Genomic DNA, 22,950 nt, shown 5'->3' with positions numbered 1-22,950 from the left:
AGATGGATATAAGAGACAGATCTTTGGAATTAATGAAAAAAATAATCCCGTACCTTGTTAATTATCCTGAATATGGTTATGAATTATTAGAAATAACTCAAGAATTAAAAAGGCAAGCAGATACTACGGAAATATTCTATAACGATGATATACCTAAAAAATTAATTAAAATGCATATCAACGATGAATATTTAACTAAAATAATTAATAATATTTTCAAATAATGTTAAGTGTATGCTGGGTTTTAACTCTTCAAGAACAACGGGAACGATTTACGGTCACTACCGTTGTATTTGCGCAGTACCCGTTTTGCCGGTCAGCAAACTTTTTGCTGTGATTAATCCTGTGATGGTGAAAACCGCTGACATCCAACACGTCGTAACTACTCAGGCAGTCCGTATAAACTACGCTGTCAGGCATGATTTTCCTTACAATAACAGGAAATAAGCTTTCCTTTTGAGCATTGTTCACGACAACCGTATAAACCTTGCCTCCACGTTTGAGGATACTGAAAACCACTATTTTGCCCGCCGCACCCCTACCGCGTTTTCCTTTACGTTTACCACCGAAATAGCGCTCATCTAATTTTACAGAACCCTCAAAACCTGATCTGCTTCCAAAGCCAAATGATGGCTGATAACAAGACGGATTTTGCGGTAAAAGAAAATGGCCCTATTGGGCTGAATACCCAAGATATCGGCAGCAGAACGTTCGTTTACTTCCAGTACAAAATATTCAAGCAGTTTCCTGTGGCTACCCAGCTTTAGCTTACAGTGGATTATCTTTATTTTGGCAGCCTATCATAACTGTTAATTTACGTTAACCTTAAATAAAAATCTAGGATTATTTAATCCTAGATTTTTATTTTTAATATTAAATAATCAAATTTATAACCCAATCATCCACACTATTTAAAGCATCAGGCAATTTAGCGGCATCCGTACCACCGGCCTGCGCCAAATCCGGTCGTCCGCCGCCTTTGCCGCCTACTTGCTCGGCGACAAATTTCACTAAGTCGCCTGCTTTCACTTTAGCGGTTAACGGTTTGGAAACGCCTGCGCACAGGGAAACTTTGCCGTCGTTTACGGCGGCGAGCAGCACGATAGCTTTATCGGATTTGCCGGTAAGGTCGGTGACGATTTCGCGCAGGGCGGCTGCGTCGGCTTCGATTTGGGCCACCACGAGTTTGGCTTCGCCTACATCTTTGGCGTTATCCAAAAGTTTGGCGCCGGCGTGTACGGCAAGCTCGGCTTTGGCTTTGCTCAAATCTTTTTCCAGTGCTTTGGTTTGGGCGGCGTTGGCTTGGATTTTGCCCAATACGTCGCGCTCGGTTTGGGCTTTTACTTCGGCGATGATGTCTTTAATCAAACGCTCTTGGTTTTGCGCCCATTTCAGAGCGTTCAGGCCGGTGATGGCTTCGATGCGGCGGATGCCTGCGGCGATACCGCCTTCGGAAATGATTTTAAAGAGGCCGATGTCGCCGGTGCGTTTAACGTGGGTGCCGCCGCATAATTCGGTGGAGAAATCGCCCATTTTCAGCACGCGCACTTCGTCGCCGTATTTTTCGCCGAAGAGCATCATGGCACCGGCTTTTTGGGCGTCTTCCATGCTCATAATATCGGCATCTACGGCTACGTTGGCCAAAATTGCGGCATTCACCCGGCGTTCTACTTCAGCGATTTCTTCTGCGGTAACGGGCTGTGGATGGGAAATATCGAAGCGGGTTACTTCGGCGGTTACCAGCGAGCCTTTTTGCTCCACATGGCTGCCCAATACATCGCGCAAAGCGCGGTGCATCAGGTGGGTGGCACTGTGATTGCGCATATTGGCATCGCGGATATCGTTGTCGATTTCGGCGGTAACGCTGTCACCCACTTTCAGACGGCCCAACGATACGACGCCGAATTGGCCGAACACGGCGGCTTTGATTTTTTGGGTATCGCGTACTTCAAAGCAGTTTTCGCCGGCGAAGATATAGCCCACATCGCCCACTTGGCCGCCGCTTTCGGCGTAGAACGGGGTGTTGTCCAGCACGACTGCGCCGGTTTCGCCTTCGTTCAATTCGTTTACGGGTTCGCTGTCTTTATAGAGGGCGAGGATTTTGGCTTCGGTTTTGCGCTCGGTATAGCCTTTGAATTCGGTGTCCTGGCCGTCGTAGGCAAGCTGGGCGTCTGCTTTAAAGCTTTGAGCAGCACGGGCGCGGGCGCGTTGGGCTTCCATTTCGTGTTCGAAACCGGCTTCGTCCATGTCGATATTGCGCTCGCGGCAGATGTCGGCGGTGAGGTCGTAGGGGAAACCGTAGGTGTCGTAAAGTTTGAAGATGATTTCGCCGTCCAGCATTTTGCGGCCGTCTGAAAGGGCGTTTTCCAGCAAAGCCATGCCGGTTTCGAGGGTTTGGGCGAAACGGGTTTCTTCATGGCGCAAGGCTTCGATGATGGCTTCCTGTTTCTCTTTCAATTCGGGATAGGCTTCGCCCATTTCGGCCACCAAATCGGGCACGAGTTTGTGGAAGAACGCGCCTTTTTGGCCGAGTTTGTAGCCGTGGCGCACGGCACGGCGGATGATGCGGCGCAGCACATAGCCGCGGCCTTCGTTGCTGGGCAATACGCCGTCGGCAATTAGGAAAGAGCAGGCGCGGATGTGGTCGGCAATCACTTTCAGGCTGGGCACTTCCATGCTGAATTCGGTGCCGGTTTCGCGGGCGGCGGCTTTGAGCAGGTTGCCGAACAGGTCGATTTCATAGTTGCTGTTAACATGTTGCATCACGGCGGCCATGCGCTCCAAGCCCATGCCGGTATCTACGCTCGGCTTGGGCAGCGGGTTCATATTGCCTTGCTCGTCGCGGTTGAACTGCATGAATACGCAGTTCCAGATTTCGATAAAGCGGTCGCCGTCTTCTTCGGGGCTTCCCGGAGGGCCGCCCCAGATGTGCTCGCCGTGGTCGTAGAAAATTTCGGTGCAGGGGCCGCAGGGGCCGGTGTCGCCCATTTGCCAGAAGTTGTCGCTGGCGTAGCGTTCGCCTTTGTTGTCGCCGATGCGGATGATTTTTTCAGACGGCAGGCCGATTTCGTTTTGCCAGATGTTGTAGGCTTCGTCGTCTTCGGCATAAACGGTGGCCAAGAGTTTTTCTTTAGGCAGGTTTAGCCATTCGGGTGAAGTGAGGAATTCCCAAGCGAAATGGATGGCGTCGCGTTTGAAATAATCGCCAAACGAGAAATTGCCCATCATTTCAAAAAATGTGTGGTGGCGGGCGGTGTAGCCTACGTTTTCCAAATCGTTGTGTTTGCCGCCTGCACGTACGCATTTTTGCGCGGTGGTGGCGCGGCTGTAGGGGCGTTTGTCGAAGCCTAAGAACACATCTTTAAACTGGTTCATGCCGGCGTTGGTAAAGAGCAGGGTTGGGTCGTCGTGCGGCACGAGCGATGAAGAGCGCACAATCTGGTGGCCTTTGCTTTCGAAGAATTTGAGGAATTTTTGGCGTAATTCGGAAGTTTTCATGGTGTTTTCTGTATTAGGTTTAAACGGTTTCAGACAGGCATTCGAGTAATACGGAATGCCTGTCTGAAAACTGGAAAAATGTTTCATAATATTACCGCAGATTTAATATTGCGCCTACCCAAAAGGGTGGGTCTGTTTTATACTGGGCAGCCTTTGAGCCTTGATTAATCTTAAAGTGAATGTGAAGGCAGTTGCGGGTTGAAATTTTCGCTTTATCTGAATTAGAAATTTGCTGATGAGCGGCTGCCAGTTGCTTGTTTTAATAACTATATTAATTGCAGGAGGTTGTAGCGAGAAATGAACATCAAATTATCTTTGTTGGGTGTGGCATTGTTGGCTTTGAGTGCTTGCGGAGGAGCAAAAGAGGAAACGAAACCTGCTGCGCAGGTAACGCAAGAGAAAGCAAATTTACCGTCGACAACGTCTTTGAAAATTTATAATTGGACCGACTATGTAGACCCGCAAACGGTGGCCGATTTCGGCAAGCAATTTGATGTGAAGGTTACCTATGATGTGTATGAAAGCGACGAGGCCTTGGAAGGCAAGGTGTTGTCGGGCAAGTCGGGCTACGATTTGGTGGCGCCTTCGAATGCGTTTGTGGGGCGGCAGATTAAATCCGGCGCTTATCAGAAAATCGATAAATCCCTGATTCCCAATTATCGTAATTTAAACCCGAAACTTTTGGAAATGATGGCGGAAGTGGATCCGGGCAATGAGTATGCCGTGCCTTTTTTCTGGGGCAGCAACACGTTTGCCATCAACACCGAGCGTGTGAAAAAAGCGCTGGGCACCGACCAATTGCCGGATAACCAATGGGATTTGCTGTTTGACCCGGCCTATACGGCAAAGCTTAAAAAATGCGGCGTCAGCTATTTTGACAGCGCAGCAGAAGTTTACCCGCTGGCGCTACATTATTTGGGTAGGAAGCCCAACAGCAGCAATCCTGAGGATATTCAGGCTGCAACCGACCTTCTGAAGAAAAACCGCCCTAATGTGAAGCGTTTCACTTCCGCAAGCTATGTGGATGAGCTGGCGCGCGGCGATGTGTGCATTGCGATGGGCTTCGGCGGCAACTTGAATATTTCTAAAAAGCAAGCGGAAAAAGCGGGTGAAAAAATCTCTGTGTTGATGCCGAAAGAAGGTGTGGGCATTTGGATTGATTCATTTACCATCCCGAAAGACGCCGGCAATGTGTTAAATGCGCATCGTTATATTAATGATTTTCTTGAACCGGCCGTAGCCGCGAAAAACGGCGATTTTGTTTCATTTGCCACCTCTGTGCCTGCTGCTAAAGAATTGATGAGCAAAGAGTTTACGGAAGACAGAGTGGTATTTCCTAATGATGACGACATGAAGAGCAGCTTCGTGATGCTGCCCATGGAGCCGGATACGTTGAAAACCATTGTAAGCGAATGGCAGAAAATCAAAGCAATGCAGTAATGTTTTAATGCCTGTCTGAAAACTTTTCAGACAGGCATTTTGTTTGGCGCAGCAGAAGCAAGGTTTATTCAGTTGCATTGTTGACAATCCATATAGAAAGATTCAGAATCCAGCGCATTGCTGCGTCTTGAGCTGCGAAGCCCGGACATGCATTTCTGCATCGAATTTCTTTTGTAATTTTTTAAGAAAAGGAACAAAAATGTTCTCAAAAAGTATCACCATTGAAAAATATGATCCTGAACTGGCGGCGGCGATGGCCGACGAAGTGCAACGCCAGCAAGACCATATCGAATTGATTGCATCGGAAAACTATGTAAGCTGTGCCGTGATGGAAGCACAAGGCAGCCAATTAACCAATAAATATGCAGAAGGCTATCCGGGCAAGCGCTATTATGGCGGCTGCGAATTTGTGGATGTGGCCGAGCAATTGGCTATCGACCGCGTGAAAAAGCTGTTTGGTGCCGAATATGCCAACGTTCAGCCCCATTCGGGTTCGCAAGCAAACCAAGCTGTTTATGCTTCAGTATTGAAACCGGGCGATACCATTTTAGGCATGAGTTTAGCGCACGGGGGCCATCTTACCCATGGCGCTTCCGTAAACATTTCAGGCAAGCTCTATAATGCGGTTACATACGGTTTGGATGAAAACGAGGTGTTGGATTATGCAGAGGTTGAGCGTTTGGCATTGGAGCATAAGCCGAAAATGATTGTGGCCGGTGCGTCTGCTTATGCTTTGCAAATTGATTGGGCAAAATTCCGTGAGATTGCCGATAAAGTGGGTGCTTACCTGTTTGTTGATATGGCGCACTATGCGGGCTTGGTAGCCGGCGGCGAGTATCCGAACCCTGTACCATTCGCTGATTTTGTTACCACAACCACCCACAAAACGCTGCGCGGTCCACGCGGCGGCGTGATTTTGTGTCGTGACAACACGCATGAAAAAGCCCTGAATTCAGCCATTTTCCCCAGCTTGCAAGGTGGCCCGCTGATGCACGTGATTGCAGCAAAAGCCGTGGCATTCAAAGAAGCCCTGGAGCCTGAATTTAAAGAGTATGCCAAGCAGGTGAAAGCGAACGCTGCTGCAATGGCAGAAGAGCTGGTTAAGCGCGGCTTGCGTATTATTTCCGGCCGCACTGAGAGCCATGTGTTCCTAGTTGATTTGCGTGCTAAAAACATCACCGGTAAAGCTGCCGAAGAAGCTCTGGGCAAAGCACACATTACCATCAATAAAAATGCGATTCCAAACGATCCGGAGAAACCATTTGTTACTTCCGGCATCCGTGTGGGCACAGCTGCCATCACTACACGCGGCTTTAAAGAGGCCGATGCGCGCGAATTGGCTAATCTGGTAGCTGATGTGTTGGAAAATCCTGAAGATGCCGCTACATTGGAGCGTGTTGCCACAGCCGCTAAGGCTTTGTGCGATAAATATCCGGTTTACGGCGCTTAAGCTATTTAGATAAAGACAATGCCTGTCTGAAAACTTTCAGACAGGCATTACACAGGCCGTCTGATAGGTAACGACATTGGCAGAGGCAACACATCAGCCGTTTAGGTTGCAAAATCAGTATTATGGCGCTGCATTACAACCTAATGCGGTATTACGGAGGCCTAAATCCAGAGAGGTTCTCGTTAATCAAGACCCGATTGGGTTGTTTGGCGGGGATAATCTTTATTTCTTTGTACCAAATACTCAAGGATGGATTGATACCTTAAGTTTTAAGCGCTAGGCTTTTTAAAGCGGTTAAAAAATCTAGTATCTAAGATTTTTTCTGAGTCTAAAATGTAGCAAATGTAAAATTGATTATAAAGATGTTAATGAGTTTGGGATTAAAGTAGATTAATGCCAAACATATCAGGAATAGAGAAAAAGACCTTGAAAAATCAAGGTCTTTTTTTTTGTAACTTGGTGGAGGCGGGGGGAATTGAACCCCCGTCCGAAAGTCCTCTACAAAGCGTTCTACATACTTAGTCTTGCCTACTTGAAATCTCGCTCCCATTCCGCCGACAGACAGGCTGTTTGGAAGCCAGTTACCTTAAATCTTATTTCCTGCCAAGTAACCCGACAGAAAACCAGTCAATGTAAAATGACGTTGCGGTAGCTTGCGCTACACAGCCCATTGACCAACTGTTGCAACGGCAGGCCTATTAAGCGGCCAATGCGTAAGTTTCGTCGTTTGCGACTATTTTCGTTCAGTGTTTTACGGGAATCTGAGACCCCGGTATGCCCGCATCTGCTTCGCAACCCCCGTCGAAACCAAGATCGCCCCCAGATAGGAATTAATTATTATACGCGAAGCGGTTGTGAATTACCAGCTTGCCGTTTGAAGGTATAATGCCTGTCTGAAAATCGGTAAGGGTAACGAAATGTATGATGTGAATACGCATGATGTGCGCCGTTTTTTTGCACATGTTTGGCAAAACAGATTAACCCCGCTCCAACTGGACGCCTTGCAGCAGAAAGCCTTGCGGATTATTGAAGCGCACCCTGAATATGGCCGCTATCTTGAAAGCATCGAAGATTATCTGGATAAAAACTGGGCGCCGGAGGAGGGTGAAACCAATCCTTTTCTGCATATGTCGTTACACTTGTCGATACAGGAGCAGGCTGCGATTGATCAGCCGCCGGGCATACGCGCTATTCACGAAAAATTGTGTGCCAAATATAACGAAGATTGGGTTAAAGCAGAGCATGATATGATGGAGGCATTGGCGGAAACGATATGGGAAGCACAACGTTTCGGGAAGGGCTTGGATGTGAATGCTTATATGACCCGTTTGCGTAAGCTGGTAGGTTTGGGGCAAGAAGATAATGCCCGCATCAATCCGCATGAAGTAGGTGTGTCGGATAAAATCAGTGGCCGATAAATAGGTTGAATCTGTATTTTAATGCCTGTCTGAAAGCAAAACTTTCAGACAGGCATTAATTTATTCGGCCTCATCAATCCATGCCTGCTGCACGGCTTCGAGGATTTTCTCGCCGCAGCGGGCGGGATCGTCGTCAAAATCGGGCAGGGCGAGGATCAACTCGCGCAAATGGGTAAAGCGGATGGTTTTCGGATCAATATCGCCGTGGGTGTCGTAAAGCTCTTCGGCGATGCGTTGGGTGTCGGTCCATTTCATGGTTGTGCTCCTTTGTAATTTTTTAAGACGCGATTCGTCGGAAAAAAGTATTGTCAGTTTCGCAAAGGTCTCAGGCCGTCTGAAAATGATTGTTCAGACGGCCTTTGTGATTAATGATGCTCGCGTGCGTGATTGATGGTGTATTTGGGGATTTCCACCACCAAATCTTCTTCGGCTACTTTGGCTTGGCAGCTCAAGCGGGATTTGGCTTCCAAGCCCCATGCCTGATCAAGCAAATCTTCTTCGATTTCAGACGGCTCTTCCAAGCTGTCGAAACCTTGGCGCACAATCACGTGGCAAGTGGTGCAGGCGCAGGATTTTTCGCAGGCGTGGTCGATTTCGATGTCGTTGTCGAGCAGCAAATCGCAGATGGTTTGGCCTTCGGGGGCGTTGTCGATGATTTTGCCTTCGGGGCAGAGTTCGGCGTGCGGCAGTATGGTTACTTTCGGCATGTGTGTTCTCTTAAGTGAAATAAAGTTGTGATCGGGCGTTATTTTACCCGATACGGCAGGTGGTGCTGCCGGTTTGCTATTAATGTTTTAAATGGGGCAGAAAGAGCTGCTTGATATTTCCGCCGCCGGTTTGGGCGGGTAAACAGAATCAGGTTTTTCAGGCAAGCAGTTCCAAATGTTCGATCAAAATCGAAGAGCCGAGTACGATCAGTACGATACCGCCCAATGCTTCAGCGCGTTTGCCCGCAGCTTTGCCAAACGACCGACCCAAAACCATACCGACGGCAGACATCAACGTGGTTGTTGTGCCGATCATAAAGGCCGCCAGCCAGATGTTGACTTCGACAAAAGCGAGGCCGACACCCACAATCATCGAATCGATGCTGGTGGCAATGGCGGTAACCACCGTCAGCCAAAAGCCGTTTTTTGCCGTATCGGGATCGTCTTCTTCTTTGCCGGACAGCGAGCCGTAAATCATTTTGCCGCCCAAACCCAGCAGCAGGATAAAGGCAACCCAGTGATCCCACTCGGCAATCAAAGGCTTGGCAACCGAGCCGCCCAGCCAGCCGATTAACGGTGTAATGGTTTCAATGATACCGAAAATCAAAGCTGTGCGGGCAACGCGTTGAAACGTCAGGCAGTTGCAGTTACATGCGGCACCTTTGGCTATCGAGGCGGCAAAGGCATCAACAGACATGGCAAAGGCCAGAATGCTTAAGGTATAGAGGTTCATGGTTGTGTTTTTTATGTTGGTCAGGCAACGCTTTGATTTTGTTGTTTGTTGCTCCGGCAGACCGCAGGCTTTTGCGGCCTTGTTTTCAGACGGCCTCTTTCAGACGGCCTCTTTGAGCTTGGAGCCGTCTGAAATTTAAATATCGTTTACGTTTTGTCCGGCTAAAGCGCGTTGGATATTGCGGTTCATGCGTCGGCCGGCGAAATCGTCGGTGGCGTGGCTCAGATCAGATACGGCGTTACGGATTTCGTCGGCATTGCCTGTCTGAACAAGGTTTTTCAAAGCGGCGATGTTGTTGCGGATGGCGGCAAGTTCCGTTTCGTTCAGCAAATCGCCGTCCATTTCCAATGCGGTTTCTACGGCGGCGGTTAATCCTTCGGCTTCAACGGTGGCTTCGGCGCGGGCGCGGGCGGCCATGTCGTCGGAGGCGTTCGACATGCTCTCTTTCAGCATTTTCGTGATGGTTTCGTCGTCGAGGCCGTAGGAGGGTTTTACTTCGATTTGCGCCTGCACGCCGGTGGATTGTTCGCGGGCGGATACGGAAAGCAGGCCGTCTGCGTCCACTTGGAAGGTTACGCGGATGCGGGCGGCGCCGGCCACCATCGGCGGAATGCCGCGCAAGGTGAATTTGGCGAGGCTGCGGCAGTCGGACACGAGTTCGCGTTCGCCTTGCACCACATGGATGGTCATTGCGGTTTGGCCGTCTTTAAAAGTGGTGAATTCTTGTGCGCGGGCGGTGGGCAGAGTGCTGTTGCGCGGGATGATTTTTTCCGCTAGCCCGCCGTAGGTTTCGAGGCCGAGCGAGAGCGGCGTTACGTCGAGCAGCAGCCATTCGTCGTCGTTTTTATTGCCGGCCAGCACATTGGCCTGCATCGCCGCACCGAGTGCGACCACTTGGTCGGGGTTGAGGTTGTTGAGCGGCGTTTGGCCGAAAAAGGTGGCTACGGCTTGCTGAACGTGCAGCATGCGGGTGGAGCCGCCCACCATAATCACGCCTTTCACGTCGGCTTTGCCTACGCCCGCGTCTTTCAAAGCCTGCTTCACCGGCTCAATGGTTTTGGCGACCAGATGCTGGGTAAGGTTGTGGAACTCTTGGCGGGTGATGGTGGTGCTGACTTCGCGGCCGTCTGAAAGCATGGTTTGCACGGTGGCGCTGGTTTCGGTGGTGAGTGTTTCTTTGGCGGCGCGGGCAAGGCTGAGCAGCAGCTGGCTGTCTTGTTCGTTGAGTTGCGAAAGATTGTTTTGCTCCAGAAGCCAGCAGAACAGGCGGTGGTCGAAATCGTCGCCGCCGAGTGCGCTGTTGCCGTTGGTGGCTTTGACTTCAAACAGTCCTTTGGTGAGCTGCAGCACGGATACGTCGAGCGTGCCGCCGCCGAGGTCGTACACCACAAACGTGCCTTCCGAGCGGTTGTCCAAACCGTAGGCAATCGCCGCGGCGGTCGGCTCGTTAAGCAGGCGCAAAACGTTTAATCCGGCCAAACGCGCGGCATCTTTGGTGGCTTGACGTTGGGCATCGTCGAAATAGGCAGGCACGGTAATCACGGCGCCGACAAGCTCGCCGCCGAGGTTTTCTTCGGCACGCTGCTTTAAGGTGCGGAGAATTTCGGCAGACACGTCAATCGGCGTTTTGTCGCCCGCGCGGGTGTGCAGTTCGATAATGCGTTCGTTGCTGCCGAAGCGGTAAGGCAGATAGCGGGCTTCTTGCTGAACATCTTCCAAAGTGCGCCCGATCAAACGCTTAGCGGAGCTGATGGTATTCACAGGGTCGATTTTCTGAGCCTTGAGCGCGTCGTAGCCGACTTCGATATCGTCTTGGCCGCAATAGCGCACAACCGAAGGCAGGGTAACGCGGCCTTGTTCGTCGGGCAGGCAGACGGCGCTGCCGCTTTTAACGGAGGCAACGAGGCTGTTGGTGGTGCCCAAGTCGATGCCGACGGCCAAACGGTGTTGGTGCGGAGCGGCAGACATGCCGGGTTCGGAAATTTGCAGAAGTGCCATGTTTTGTGTGCCTTTGAGGGTTATTTTTAGCTGGCGCGTATTCTAACAGATTTGGGATAGTTGAGTAAATCAGTCGGAAATAAAACATGCCCGTCTGAAAGCAGATCGGGCAGCTTTCAGACAGGCATGTCGGGATGATTTATTTTGCGCCGTATTGGTTGAGCTGGGCTAGCTCGGCAAGGGCTTTTTGGTAGTCTTCGTCGCTGAGCTTAGTCAGGCGGATTTGATAAACGGTTTTGCCTTCCTGCTCAATCGGGAAAATCTGCCACAGGCCTTCTTGGTGGTAGCGGTCGAGAATGGCGCGCACGAGGGTTTTCATCTCGGCACCTTTATGCGCTTCGCCTATGCCGCGGCCGATGGCGTTGTTGCGCAAATCAACGCTTTCGTCGGCGTCGTAGAGTTTGTTGAATTCGGTTTTGTTCGGGTCGGGCGCCGTATTGTCTTTCTCATAAGCGTCGCCGGCTTCTTTGGCCAATTCTGCGCTGAAGCGCGAAGCAATGGCGGCCTGCCATAAGGTATGGCGCACGGCGTTGACTTGTGTGCCGCGGTTGTTGGGGTTGGCTACGTCGTCCAAGCCGAGGCGGATGGAAAAGCGCACGGAATTGGTGGTGATGTTGCGCGCACGGTCTGCTTTCATGCCGATTTTATAAGCGGCAATCGGGTGGTTAACGATAAAACGCAAGGCTTTTTCTTTGCGCCCTGCATCGGGCGCAGGAGGTTTGCAGGCGCTGAGTGCGAGTGCGGAAATTAGGGTGAGGAACAGAATTTTTTTCATTTTGAATCTGTTGAATGTGTGTTTGATTGGTTAGTGATTGCGGGATTGGTTGCCTAATGTTTGCGCATTTTGAACCTGCTAATGCCTGTCTGAAAGCGGTTTTACGGTTTTCAGACAGGCATTTACATTTTATGGTAAAGCGCTTTGGATTTCTTTGCGCAGCTTATCGAGAAACCGGCCCTGGCGCACAAGCATGGCGGCGGTTTCGGTTTGGTTTTCGGCAAAGGCGGTGCTCAGTCGGCGGAACAATTCCTCTTGTTCATTGATGATTTCTTGATCAAGTGCGTTAAGCGCGGGTTCATTGCGCTCTGCGCGCGCGTCTTCCAACGTTTCGCGCCATTCCATTTGCTGCATCAAAAATTCGGGTGGGAAAGCGGTGTGTTCGGGCGCGTCAGCGTTGATGCCTTGTGCTTGCAACAGGTAGGCGGCGCGGTCGGTGGGGGATTTGAGTGTGCGGTAGGCTTCGTTGACTGTTGATGCCATCATCATGGCTTGGCGTTGCTCAAAGGAAGAGGCGGCGGCGTATTTGTCGGGATGGAATTGTGCGGCCAGGCGCCGGTAGATTGATTCGATTGCGGTTTCGTCGATGTCGAAAGTAGGCGGGAGGTTGAAGAGTTCGAAATATTGCATATGTTTGGATTTTAGATAAGGCGTTTTCAGACAGACGTTAGTGTAGGACGGTTGGTTTTCTGAAGCAAGTGGCCTAAGGCCGCCTATGCCTGTCTGAAAGTGTTTTGCAGCGGGCGGATTTGTTCGAGGCGGGCGCGGTCGATGGCTTCGGCGGTTTTGTGCGGCTCGCCGGCGTGCTTGGCCGCAATGGCGGCGGTGTCGACGTTTTGCGCGGCGGCAAGAAGCGCGAGCCAGCGTTCTCGCTGGGGGTAGGGTGTGTTTTCCTGCCCCAGCCTGCCTTGATGGTCGGCTTGGCAAACGTTAAGCGCTTGCTTGAAACGTTCTGCACGTCGGAAAGCGTCGGTTTGCTTGAGGGTTTTTAACACGGTTTGCGGTTTGAGCTGGCCGACGCTGTGCAGCTGGATATGCCAGCGGCAAACCAGTTCGGCCAGCTCGCTGCATGCTTTGGGCACGCGCCAGCGGGCGTTGACGGCGCGCACGGGCTCCACACCGGCCAAATCGTGGCCGTGGTGTTTGGGCAGAATGTCGGCAGGGGTGAGCGCTTTGCCTAAATCATGAAGCAGGGCGGCGTAGCGCTCGGGCAGGCTTAGGTTAAGGTCTGCCGCGCATTGCAACACCATCAGGGTGTGGATGCCGCTGTCGATTTCGGGATGATAGTCGGCGCGTTGCGGCACGCCGAACAGTGCGTCCACTTCGGGCAAGATTACTTTCAATGCGCCGCATTCGCGCAAGGTCTCAATCATGCGGGCGGGGTGCTGCTCCATCAGGCCGCGTGCAAGCTCCTGCCAAACGCGTTCTGCCACCAAAGCGTCGGCTTCGCCGTTATCAACCATTTTCCGCATCAACTGCATGGTTTCCGGGGCAACGCTGAAACCGTAGCGGGCTGCGAAGCGGGCGGTACGCAGAATGCGCACAGGGTCTTCGGCAAATGCGGGGGAAACGTGGCGCAATATTCGATTTTGCAGATCGGCTTGGCCGCCGTAGGGGTCGATGATGTTGCCCTCGCTGTCTTGGGCGATGGCGTTGATGGTGAGGTCGCGCCGCATCAAGTCTTGCTCGAGGGTAACGTTTTTATCGGCGTGAAAGGCAAAGCCGGTGTAGCCTTTGGCGGTTTTGCGCTCCGTGCGCGCCAGCGCGTATTCTTCGTGGCTTTCGGGGTGGAGGAACACGGGAAAATCTTTGCCGACTGCGCGGTAGCCCAAGTCGAGCATGGTTTGGGCATCTGCGCCCACCACGACCCAGTCGCGGTCTTTGGTGTCGATTCCGAGCAGGGCGTCGCGCACGGCGCCGCCGACAAGGTAGGTTTGCATATTGGTATGCCTGTCTGAAAAAATGCGGGGTTATTTGAACAAATCGTCGTGCCGGCTGAAAAAGTCGATGGCTTGGGCAAGTTTTTCTTCGTCGAAGCTGGCTTTGAGGTCGCGGGCGATTTCACGCAGAGCTTCTTCGCGCAGTGCTTGCTGCATACGCATCTCAGGGCTTTCCGGGCTTAGTTTCATCTGCACGTTGAGCTTGATATTGTGGCTGTCGAGCATATAGAGGGCTTCGTGGCTGAAGATAAACGGCTCGCTTTGGGGCGGTGCGTCCCAGCGGTCTTCGTTTATCGGATACCATTGGCTGCGCCCCTGCGGCTTGATGAATTGATGGCCGATACCGTAGATGTGGTGGTATTTCTGAGGAGTGTATTTTTTCATGTGCAATGCCTGTCTGAAAAGCCGGGCGTTCAGACAGGCATTATATAGTGTTAAATCTTTTTGCAAAGGTTTCACTTTGTTTGATGCCAGTTTAACCAGCCGACGCTTTGCATAAATTCGATGTTGTCGGGCCCGTAAGGTTGGCTGTAAAAGCGGGCGAATTTTTCGCGGTAGGGGAATTTTTCGCGTGCTTCACCGAATTCGATCATGGTTTGTTCATAGGCGGCAAGGTTTTCAGACAGGCATTGGTCTGAAGGATATTGGTTTTCCGCATAAGCAGCCGCTTGAGGCAAACGCGGCTTGACGCGCATTTCTACATTGGGCGTGCCGATGCAGAGGCCGACCACGGGGAAAGTGTGCGGCGGCAGCTTGAGCATTTCGACCAGCTGCGGCGCAATCAGGCGGATACCGCCGGTGTAGCAGGTAGCATAGCCCAGGCTCTCAGCTGCGGTTGCTGCGTTTTGGGCGGCAAGAACGGCATCGGTAACGGCGGTCATAAAGGCATCGGGCGTACCTGCGGCGGCAAACGTGCCTTCATAGGCTTGGCGGCACAGGTCGGCTTTATGCAGGTCGGCCATGAAAATGAAATAAGTGGCGCACTGCCCGATTTGCGGATTGGCCGGGAGCTGCCCGGTGATGCGTTGGCGCAACTCGGGCGAGGTGATGTTGATGATGGTGTAGTGTTGGCCGTTCATCCATGACGGTGCTTGGCGGGCGCAGTCGATAATGGCTTGCAAATGCTCTTGCGGCAGGGTTTCACCGGGTTTGAAGCCGCGGTAGGTACGGTGGTTTTTCAGCAACGAGATGGTGGGGGTCATATTTTCCTCCTCTAAGGTTCGATGTGTCGGATTTTATGCTGCTTTGGCGGTTTGCGGTAGGTCAATCATGATGAAAAATCTCGTGCGGTTAAAGGTTTCGTTTGTTATAATTAAGCTGAAATAGGTAGAAAACCAAAAAGGTTTTCTGCTTTAATTGTTCAACCAAGAGGATAAATAATTATGTTTCCTGAATATCGCGATTTGATTTCAAAATTAAAACAAGAAGATGCACACTTTTCACGTTTGTTTGACGAGCACAATGAGTTGGACGATAAAATTACCGGCTTGGAAAACAATGAAGTAACCGCGGTTTCTGCTGCCGAAGAAATCGAAAGCCTGAAATTGAAAAAGCTGGCTTTGAAAGATGAATTGTACGAAATTCTGAAAAAAGCTTCCGCTTAATATTTTAGATAATAAAATGCCTGTCTGAAAATATTCAGACAGGCATTTTGTTTGGCCGTTATTTTCGGGCCCGGGATTGTACATCAATAATCCACACTTCAGATTGCGAACCCAAGCGAAAAGGTACGCCCCAGAAGCCGTAGCCGGAGGTAACGAAATAATGCCCCATTCCTAATTGTCCATAGCCGTATGACACGCGGTTAAGAAATTTCACCACGAAATTGGCCGGAAACACCTGACCGTTGTGTACATGGCCGGAAACCTGCACATCAATCGGCAGTTTTTCGTGTTTATGGATTTCAGTAGGGCGGTGATCAAGCAGGAAAATGGGCTGAGACGGGTCGGTTTTCAGTAGCAAATCTTCGGTTTGCATACGGTTTTTCGCATTATCGTCGGGGCGGCCGATCAGCCAGAAGCGGTTGTCGATCTGCACCACATCGTCGTGCAACACCGTTACGCCGGCTTCCGTGAGCGCTTCGTGGATTTCACGCTCGTGCCCGAACAAATCGTGATTGCCCATGGTGGCATATACGCCCAAAGGTGCACGCAGCTTCATCAGGCTGGGTTTCATGTTTAATTTGCGGTAGGCTTCGGTGTCGTCATCCATAATATCGCCGGGCAGCAAAACAATGTCTACTTTTTCCTTATCCATTATCGCTGCCAGATCATCAAGCTGTTTGCCACGGAAAAGGTAACCCAAATGCAGGTCGCTCGCCATGCCGATGCGGACGGGTTTGTCGAGCGGCTTGTCTATGGTTACGGTCATGCGTTTTACAATCGGCACATAGGCGCTGTACACCGCATAAGCCGTGATGCCGCAGAAAAACAACACACTAAATAAGCGCAAACCCAAGGCCAAAGCGGGTTGAGCCACCCGCTTTCTCAACACAAGCCACAACACAAACACCGTAGCCGAAGTGAATACGGTAAACAGCATCAGCACCATCCAGCCCGCGCTCACACGGAACATAAAGCGCCAGTAGCGCAGAAAGGTCAACACGAGCAGGCTGTTGCTGAACACGAATGCACCGATAAGAATCATACGGTGGTTGAGCGTGCCTTTTTCCGTTTTCAGGAACCATCGCCAGAATTTGGCAAAGCAAAACGTGAAAACCTGCAAAACACCAAAGATGAATGCGAAAAACATAAATTAATTCCGAGAAAAAGGGGTGGCGGATTTTAGCATAGAGTATCAGGCGAAATGCCTGTTTGAAAAAGTAAAGAAAAGCAAGCCGGTATAACGGCAAAGCTATGCAAGATACTGCCTATTTGGTAAATTCGGCTATAATATCAAGCTGAATCTGAATTAAGGAAAAAACATGACCACTCCACAAACTGCAATTATTCCGGATCATTGCAAAGCCGGTGTCTTTATTCAGGCAGACGTTGTTCCCGGGCAAACCAGTGCTGTAAAACGGGCGTGTAAAGCCGCTCTGGAAACCGTGCAGTTGCTGCAAAGCAAATATCCCGATGCAAATTTGGGCTTGACCATTGCATTTGGCGCCGATTTTTGGAACAGCCTCGGGCATCAACAGGAAGGGCAGGAAATCAAACCGTTCCGCGCTTTGGGCAACGGGCTGGCACCGGTTACCCAGCACGATATCCTGTTTCATATCCAATCCATGCGGCAGGATGTGAATTTTCTGCTTACGCAGAAAATTGTCGCTCTATTTAACAAAATCATTGATATTAAAGATGAAACCCACGGTTTCCGCTTAATAGAAGAACGCGGCGTAGAAGGTTTTGTTGACGGCACCGAAAATCCGCAAGGCGATGCAGAAGTGGAATCAGTAGGGGTTATCGGCAAAGATGCGCCAGATGCCGGCGGCAGCTATGTGATGTATCAAAAATATCGCCATGATTTAAACAAATGGGATAAATTCAGCATTGCCGAGCAGGAAGAAACGATTGGGCGCAGTAAAGAAGACAACGAAGAATTCGAAGGCGAACGCCTGCACCCCCGTGCCCATATCGCACGCACCAATTTAAAAGAAAACGGCGTGGGGTTGAAAATTGTGCGCCGCAGCCTACCTTACGGTACGGTTACAGGTGAACATGGCTTGGCGTTTATCTGTTATTGCAACAGGCTGCACAATATTGAAGCCCAGCTGCTGAGCATGTTTGGCGAAGCGGCAGACGGCCAAACCGATTTGATGCTGGAGCGTTTCACGCAGGCGATCTCGGGCGGATATTATTTCGCGCCGAGTGCCGAGCGGTTGGCTAATCTTTGATTAGCTTGTGAGATTAAGAATGCCTGTCTGAAAACTTTTTTCAGACAGGCATTGTATTGTTTGGTCAAAGACAGGCTCTATTTTCCAAACACCAATTTATCGGTTTTAAACGTATAGTAATCCACCCAATCTTGTAAATATTCATAGGGATACGATAAATCGTATTGCTTCATAAAATCGAATATATCTTGATATTCGCTCTCCGGCAGCGGATCGTATACGATCAAATCACGCGGGGCGATTTCGTGGTCGATGTCCAAATCGAAACCGTGCATGGAGGCGATTTTGGCATACGTCACGATTTGCGGCTGCAGAAAGAAGTCGAAATAAGTTAAGGTCTCTTTGGCCGCAGCACGCGCATTCTTTTTGATAAACAATGGTTCCAAGGCTTTTTTCATGGCTTCGGCATCCTGCTCGGCGAAGGCAAGAAAGAAACGGTAGTCGTCGAGCCGCTTTTGCAGCCATTTACTGGGCGTGGGATAGGCCAGCACCTGTAAACTGCGTTCCTTTAGTCTGTCCAACTGCTTGCCTTCCACCATCAACAAGGTGTTGTACATCATATGGCGGTTGAGATCGTAGCGGTCGACAAACTCCTCGGTATCATTGGCGATGTTGTCGATATTGCGAACTAAAAATTCACGCAATTGGGGGCTGTCGCTCATGATCATGGGAAACGACAGCTCGCTAATATTCAGCATATTTCCCGGAAAGAAGAATGATTCGGGATTAAAATACCCCATGCTTCCCAATATAACAAGCTTGCCTTGTATATAAGAATATTGTTTGAATTTTTTCAGGTTATGTTCAAACAGATAAGCATGTGAAGCTGTTGCATAAACCTCACGTATAATATTACTCATTGCCCCAAAAGGGGAACCTTTTCTTTGATCAATGTATTTCAAAGTGTCATAGCATTTGTCTTTATCAAATTGTTGCGCAGTTCCAATGATTACATCGGTGATATGCTCATACCATTTGGGAGTTGTCATCATATTGGCTGCCATGTTTATCTCCTGATATTGTGTTTAGACGGAATGTTAACGGGTAGAATCACTGCTTTGCCTGTTTAGCGGTCAACTCCTGCCACTGTCTTTAATTTATTCGTTTTTTTACTTCTCGAAGTATAGTCAATCAAGTTAAAAATAGCACACTTGTTATACTTTAAACCCAATCTAATTATCACGGTAACTGGTTGAAATAATTAAGGATGCCTGTCTGAAAACTTTTTCAGACAGGCATTTTTAGTTTCCAAACAAAAGTTTAACCTCTACGCTCGATATCCGGTGTGTCCACTTTTACATCGGCGTTTTGCGCGCGGTGGCGCAAGGCGTGGTCAATCAGCACGAGCGCGGTCATGGCTTCGGCAATCGGCGCGGCGCGCAGGCCGACGCAAGGGTCGTGGCGGCCGTGGGTGGCGATTTCCACCGGATTGCCGTAGATATCAATAGATTCGCGCGGTGTGGCGATGCTGCTGGTGGGCTTGATGGCGATGTTGGCGGTGATGGTTTGGCCGGTGCTGATGCCGCCGAGAATGCCGCCGGCATGATTGGATTTAAAGCCTTGCGGAGTAAGTTCGTCGCCATGGAAGCTGCCGCGCTGCGCAACCACGTCGAAGCCGTCTCCGATTTCTACACCTTTCACGGCGTTGATGCCCATCAACGCATGGGCAAGGTCAGCATCCAAGCGGTCGAACACGGGCTCGCCCAAACCTACCGGCACGTTTTTTGCTTCGATATGCAGCTTGGCGCCTACCGAATCAAGCGATTTGCGGATGCTGTCCATATACGCTTCCAATTCGGCGATTTGAGATTGGTTGGCGGCAAAAAACGGGTTGTCGGCGATGTGTTCATAGCCTTCAAACGCAATAGCGTGTTCGCCGACCTGGGTAACGTAAGACACGATTTCCACACCGAATTTTTCTTTCAGCCATTTTTTTGCCACCGCGCCGGCAGCCACGCGGGCTGCGGTTTCGCGGGCGGAGCTTCTGCCGCCGCCGCGGTAATCGCGGATGCCGTATTTGTGGCGGTAGGTGTAATCCGCGTGGCCGGGGCGGAATTGTTCGGCGATTTTGCCGTAGTCTTTGCTGCGCTGGTCGGTGTTGCGGATGAGCAGGGCGATGGGGGTGCCGGTGGTTTTGCCTTCAAACACGCCGGAGAGGATTTCCACTTCGTCTGCTTCTCGGCGTTGCGTTACATGGCGGCTGGTGCCGGGTTTGCGGCGGTCGAGATCGGTTTGGATGTCGGCCTCACTTAATTCCAGGCCGGGCGGGCAGCCGTCGATAATGCAGCCGAGGCCTGCGCCGTGGCTTTCTCCGAAAGTGGTAACGGTGAAGATTTGTCCGAAAGTGTTGCCAGCCATGTTGGTTCTCTACGAAACGTGAAATGGAAAGGATTTTAGCATAGGCATGGGTTGGGATGTAAAACGGCGGTATTCTTCATATAACTTTTGGTTCTATATTTATAAAAACTGATTCTTTCTTTTCTCAGACAGGCATCTATATGATTGGCGAAATTTTGAAACCCTACCTTATTTGAGGAAATGAATATGGCACGCTTAACCGTACACACTGTTGAAACCGCTCCTGAAGCCGCTAAACCGCGCGTTGAAGCCGCTCTGAAAAACAACGGCTTTTTGCCGAACTTAATCGGCGTTTTGGCCAATTCGCCCGAAGCTTTGGCGTTTTATCAGGAAGTGGGCAAGCTCAACGGCAACACCACTCTCACTCCGGGTGAGCGCGAAGTGGTGCAGATTTTGGCTGCGCGTATTAATGAATGTGGATTTTGCGTGGCCGGCCACACCAAGCTGACAATCTTGAAAAAGCTGCTGAAAGAAGACGAAATCCAAGCCGTACGTGCCGTAGCGCCGATTGCCGATGCCAAGCTCAATGCTTTATCCGACTTCACCCAAGCGGTGATTGCCCATAAAGGCAATGTGTCTGACGAGGCTTTAAAAGCGTTTTTTGACGCGGGCTATAACGAGCAGCAAGCAGTAGAAGTGGTGCTCGGCGTGGCTTTGGCAACTTTGTGCAACTACACCAACAACCTTGCCCGCACGGAAATAAACCCCGAGCTGCAACAGTTTGCTTAATCAATAAACACAGACACTTAATGCCTGTCTGAAACCACTCCCGAGCTAATAATATTTCACGGCCAAACTTTCGGAGAAACCATGTCACGCGAAACTTTGCTCAATCAAGTTGCAGGGCTTGTACAACAAAAATTAAAACCTTTGGCGGAAGATATCGACCGCAAAGGCCTGTATCCCGAAGCGTTTATGCGCGAACTGGGTGAAATCGGCGGTTTTGCCTACGTGGGCAGCTCGGAAGAGGGCGGCAGCGGCTTGGGCCTGTCGGCGCAGATTGCCGTGTTGCGCGAAATCGGCAAAGAATGCGGTGCCACGGCGTTTTCCGCCTGGTGTCAGGCGGCGTGTGCCTGGTATCTGCATCAAACGCCCAATCAGTCGGTGAAGCGCTATCTGCCTGATGTGTTGAGCGCAAAAGTGCTGGCGGGCACGGGCATGTCGAACACGGTAAAGCATCTGGCTGGCATTGAAGAGCATCTGCTGCAAGCCGTGGAAACGGAAGGCGGCTACACGGTAAACGGCATTCTGCCGTGGGTATCCAATCTGGGTGCAAACCATATCTGGGCGAACACTGCGCAAATCGGCAGCAGCTATGTGATGTTTATTACCGGCGCGCAGCGCGAAGGCGTGTCGCTGATTGCCTGCCCCGAATTCTGCGCACTGGAAGGCACGCGCACATTTGCAGTGAAGTTTGACAATGTGTTCGTACCGCATGAAGACGTTTTGGCCGAACCGGACCAGTTTACCGACTTCATCAAAAGCATCAAAACCGGCTTCATCCTGCTGCAAATCGGCATCGGTGCGGGCATTATTGATGCCTGTCTGAAAGAAATCGAGCTGGCGAATGTGGGCAGCGAAACCAATTATTTCCTCGACCACGGTTTCGACGAATTAACCAAACGCTACAACACGCTTTTAGTGAAAACCGAAAAGCTGGCGCACGAGTCCTACCAAAATCAGGCCAACCTGCTGGAAACCCTGCAAGCGCGCGCCGACGCTTCCCAGCTTTGCCTTGATGCGGCGCAATCTGCCGCGCTGCATGCCGGCGCGAAAGGCTATCTGATGAGCAGCCCTGTGCAACGCCGCTCGCGCGAAGCCTTGTTTGTGGCCATCGTTACTCCCGCGCTAAAGCATCTGCGCAAAGAAATCAGCGATTTGGAATTTATGGGCGGAGAAGAATTTTCGATTTGACGCGTTTCACGATAAGCGGGTGCAAGCCTGCTTTTTTCAGACAGGCATTGTTTACCGGACACTCCATCATGACCGCACTTTCCGTTCAAAACCTTTCCCTCGGCTATCAGGAACAAGGCCGCTTGAAAACCATTTTGCAAGACTTTTCTTTGGCAGCCGGGCAAGGCGAGCTGGTAAGCCTGCTCGGCCCCAGCGGGGTGGGAAAATCTTCGCTTTTGCGCATTTTGGCCGGGCTCAACCGCCCGCTTAAAGGCGAGGTATCGCTGTTGGGCGAAGCAGTGGAAAAGCCTCATCCGCGTGTCGGGTTTGTGTTTCAAACAGCTTCTTTGCTGCCGTGGCTGAACGTGCGCGACAATGTGGCGTTTGGTTTGGACTTTAAAAAACAGCCGCACATCGACAAAGCCGAGTTGAACAACCGTATCGAAGCCGCGCTGGTAGAAGTGGGCTTGAGCCATGCGTCCGACAAATTCCCGTCGGAACTTTCCGGCGGTATGGCGCAGCGTGTGGCGCTGGCGCGTGCACTGGCGCGTAAGCCGCAAGTGCTGCTGCTTGACGAGCCTTTTTCCGCGCTGGATGAAGTGATTCGTGCGCAAATGCAGGATTTGCTGCGCGAAATCGTGCAAAAACACCAAACCGCCGCCGTGATGGTAACCCATGATATTGATGAAGCCATGCTGATCTCAGACCGCATTGTGTTAATCGGCCAAATGCCCGGCCGCATCATCGGCAGTTGGAAGCCAGAGCAATGTTTTCCTCGGCATAATAAATTATTGGAAATGAATGAATTGAGGGTGGAAATCCTGCAAAGCCTGCATCGGGCACAACAAAATACATCGCAAACCAAAACCGTGGATTTTGTGATTTGAATTATTCAGACAGGCATG

The 22,950-nt window shown here is 50.8% G+C and carries 21 protein-coding genes, 1 other RNA gene and 2 pseudogenes; 9 read left to right on the top strand and 15 right to left on the bottom strand.

Annotated features, from left to right (window positions below; translation table 11 throughout):
• Positions 1-224 (top strand): annotated as a pseudogene (locus tag AKG09_RS12245) (hypothetical protein); the annotation flags it as partial.
• A gap of 20 nt (positions 225-244) precedes the next feature.
• Here the strand turns inward: AKG09_RS12245 and AKG09_RS11710 are convergent.
• A pseudogene (locus tag AKG09_RS11710) lies at positions 245-788 on the bottom strand (IS1595 family transposase).
• Between the two features lie 85 nt (positions 789-873).
• Positions 874-3,498, bottom strand: coding sequence for an alanine--tRNA ligase (gene alaS, locus AKG09_RS09360; protein ID WP_054619179.1), 2,625 nt, complete (start codon positions 3,496-3,498; stop codon positions 874-876).
• 297 nt (positions 3,499-3,795) lie between these two features.
• On the opposite strand from alaS, the gene AKG09_RS09355 reads away from it, so the two are divergent.
• Together AKG09_RS09355 and glyA are read left to right on the top strand one after the other, a co-directional pair.
• Positions 3,796-4,938: a polyamine ABC transporter substrate-binding protein gene (locus AKG09_RS09355; protein ID WP_054619178.1), complete on the top strand. Its 1,143-nt coding sequence runs from the start codon at positions 3,796-3,798 to the stop codon at positions 4,936-4,938.
• A gap of 199 nt (positions 4,939-5,137) precedes the next feature.
• On the top strand, positions 5,138-6,388 hold the full coding sequence (glyA, locus tag AKG09_RS09350) for a serine hydroxymethyltransferase (protein WP_054619177.1): 1,251 nt from the start codon (positions 5,138-5,140) through the stop codon (positions 6,386-6,388).
• A 457-nt stretch (positions 6,389-6,845) separates the two neighbouring features.
• Here glyA and ssrA read toward each other — a convergent pair.
• Positions 6,846-7,209: a transfer-messenger RNA gene (gene ssrA, locus AKG09_RS11705) on the bottom strand.
• Positions 7,210-7,305: 96 nt separating this feature from the next.
• Between ssrA and AKG09_RS09345 the strand changes: the two genes are divergently transcribed.
• Entirely contained in the window at positions 7,306-7,806 is a 501-nt protein-coding gene (locus AKG09_RS09345; RefSeq protein WP_054619176.1) for a DUF1841 family protein, read from the top strand.
• 60 nt (positions 7,807-7,866) lie between these two features.
• Here AKG09_RS09345 and iscX read toward each other — a convergent pair whose 3' ends face one another.
• The 9 genes from iscX to AKG09_RS09300 all read right to left on the bottom strand — a co-directional run bounded on the left by iscX (position 7,867) and on the right by AKG09_RS09300 (position 15,161).
• Positions 7,867-8,061 carry a Fe-S cluster assembly protein IscX gene (gene iscX, locus AKG09_RS09340; RefSeq protein WP_004284930.1) on the bottom strand — a complete coding sequence of 65 codons (195 nt, stop codon included), beginning with the start codon at positions 8,059-8,061 and terminating at the stop codon, positions 7,867-7,869.
• A 110-nt stretch (positions 8,062-8,171) separates the two neighbouring features.
• On the bottom strand, positions 8,172-8,513 hold the full coding sequence (gene fdx, locus AKG09_RS09335; RefSeq protein ID WP_054619175.1) for an ISC system 2Fe-2S type ferredoxin: 342 nt from the start codon (positions 8,511-8,513) through the stop codon (positions 8,172-8,174).
• 157 nt (positions 8,514-8,670) lie between these two features.
• Positions 8,671-9,246, bottom strand: a complete 576-nt coding sequence (locus tag AKG09_RS09330; RefSeq protein ID WP_054619174.1) for a manganese efflux pump MntP family protein — start codon at positions 9,244-9,246, stop codon at positions 8,671-8,673.
• Between the two features lie 135 nt (positions 9,247-9,381).
• Positions 9,382-11,244: a Fe-S protein assembly chaperone HscA gene (gene hscA, locus AKG09_RS09325; protein WP_054619173.1), complete on the bottom strand. Its 1,863-nt coding sequence runs from the start codon at positions 11,242-11,244 to the stop codon at positions 9,382-9,384.
• A gap of 139 nt (positions 11,245-11,383) precedes the next feature.
• On the bottom strand, positions 11,384-12,019 hold the full coding sequence (locus AKG09_RS09320) for a hypothetical protein (RefSeq protein ID WP_054619172.1): 636 nt from the start codon (positions 12,017-12,019) through the stop codon (positions 11,384-11,386).
• 129 nt (positions 12,020-12,148) lie between these two features.
• The gene (gene hscB / locus AKG09_RS09315; RefSeq protein WP_054619171.1) at positions 12,149-12,649 is read right to left on the bottom strand and encodes a Fe-S protein assembly co-chaperone HscB; all 501 of its coding nucleotides are present in this window, start codon (positions 12,647-12,649) and stop codon (positions 12,149-12,151) included.
• 83 nt (positions 12,650-12,732) lie between these two features.
• Entirely contained in the window at positions 12,733-13,959 is a 1,227-nt protein-coding gene (locus AKG09_RS09310) for a multifunctional CCA addition/repair protein (protein WP_054619170.1), read from the bottom strand.
• Positions 13,960-13,989: 30 nt separating this feature from the next.
• On the bottom strand, positions 13,990-14,343 hold the full coding sequence (locus AKG09_RS09305) for a hypothetical protein (RefSeq protein WP_054619169.1): 354 nt from the start codon (positions 14,341-14,343) through the stop codon (positions 13,990-13,992).
• A 71-nt stretch (positions 14,344-14,414) separates the two neighbouring features.
• The gene (locus AKG09_RS09300; protein ID WP_054619168.1) at positions 14,415-15,161 is read right to left on the bottom strand and encodes a nitroreductase family protein; all 747 of its coding nucleotides are present in this window, start codon (positions 15,159-15,161) and stop codon (positions 14,415-14,417) included.
• Between the two features lie 180 nt (positions 15,162-15,341).
• On the opposite strand from AKG09_RS09300, the gene AKG09_RS09295 reads away from it, so the two are divergent.
• Positions 15,342-15,563, top strand: a complete 222-nt coding sequence (locus AKG09_RS09295) for a YdcH family protein (protein WP_054619167.1) — start codon at positions 15,342-15,344, stop codon at positions 15,561-15,563.
• 58 nt (positions 15,564-15,621) lie between these two features.
• Here AKG09_RS09295 and AKG09_RS09290 read toward each other — a convergent pair whose 3' ends face one another.
• Positions 15,622-16,710, bottom strand: coding sequence for a metallophosphoesterase (locus AKG09_RS09290; RefSeq protein WP_054619166.1), 1,089 nt, complete (start codon positions 16,708-16,710; stop codon positions 15,622-15,624).
• A gap of 172 nt (positions 16,711-16,882) precedes the next feature.
• Here AKG09_RS09290 and AKG09_RS09285 point away from each other — a divergent pair, with 172 nt between their 5' ends.
• On the top strand, positions 16,883-17,794 hold the full coding sequence (locus AKG09_RS09285) for a Dyp-type peroxidase (RefSeq protein ID WP_054619165.1): 912 nt from the start codon (positions 16,883-16,885) through the stop codon (positions 17,792-17,794).
• Between the two features lie 77 nt (positions 17,795-17,871).
• On the opposite strand, the gene AKG09_RS09280 is transcribed toward AKG09_RS09285, so the two are convergent.
• Positions 17,872-18,798 (bottom strand): immunity 49 family protein, encoded by a 927-nt coding sequence (locus AKG09_RS09280; RefSeq protein ID WP_054619164.1) that lies wholly within the window; start codon positions 18,796-18,798, stop codon positions 17,872-17,874.
• Positions 18,799-19,054: 256 nt separating this feature from the next.
• Entirely contained in the window at positions 19,055-20,152 is a 1,098-nt protein-coding gene (gene aroC / locus AKG09_RS09275; RefSeq protein ID WP_054619163.1) for a chorismate synthase, read from the bottom strand.
• Between the two features lie 186 nt (positions 20,153-20,338).
• On the opposite strand from aroC, the gene AKG09_RS09270 reads away from it, so the two are divergent.
• The 3 genes from AKG09_RS09270 to AKG09_RS09260 all read left to right on the top strand — a co-directional run bounded on the left by AKG09_RS09270 (position 20,339) and on the right by AKG09_RS09260 (position 22,932).
• A complete protein-coding gene (locus AKG09_RS09270; protein WP_054619162.1) occupies positions 20,339-20,881 on the top strand; it encodes a carboxymuconolactone decarboxylase family protein in 543 nt (180 codons plus the stop codon).
• A gap of 81 nt (positions 20,882-20,962) precedes the next feature.
• Complete coding sequence (locus tag AKG09_RS09265; RefSeq protein WP_054619161.1) at positions 20,963-22,066, top strand: acyl-CoA dehydrogenase family protein; 1,104 nt, start codon at positions 20,963-20,965, stop codon at positions 22,064-22,066.
• A gap of 68 nt (positions 22,067-22,134) precedes the next feature.
• A complete protein-coding gene (locus tag AKG09_RS09260; protein WP_054619160.1) occupies positions 22,135-22,932 on the top strand; it encodes an ABC transporter ATP-binding protein in 798 nt (265 codons plus the stop codon).
• The last annotated feature ends 18 nt before the right edge of the window (positions 22,933-22,950 follow it).

The organism is Neisseria sp. 83E34 (assembly GCF_001308015.1).
In the GTDB taxonomy this organism is placed as follows: domain Bacteria; phylum Pseudomonadota; class Gammaproteobacteria; order Burkholderiales; family Neisseriaceae; genus Neisseria.
This window is presented reverse-complemented; position numbering and strand designations above follow the sequence as displayed.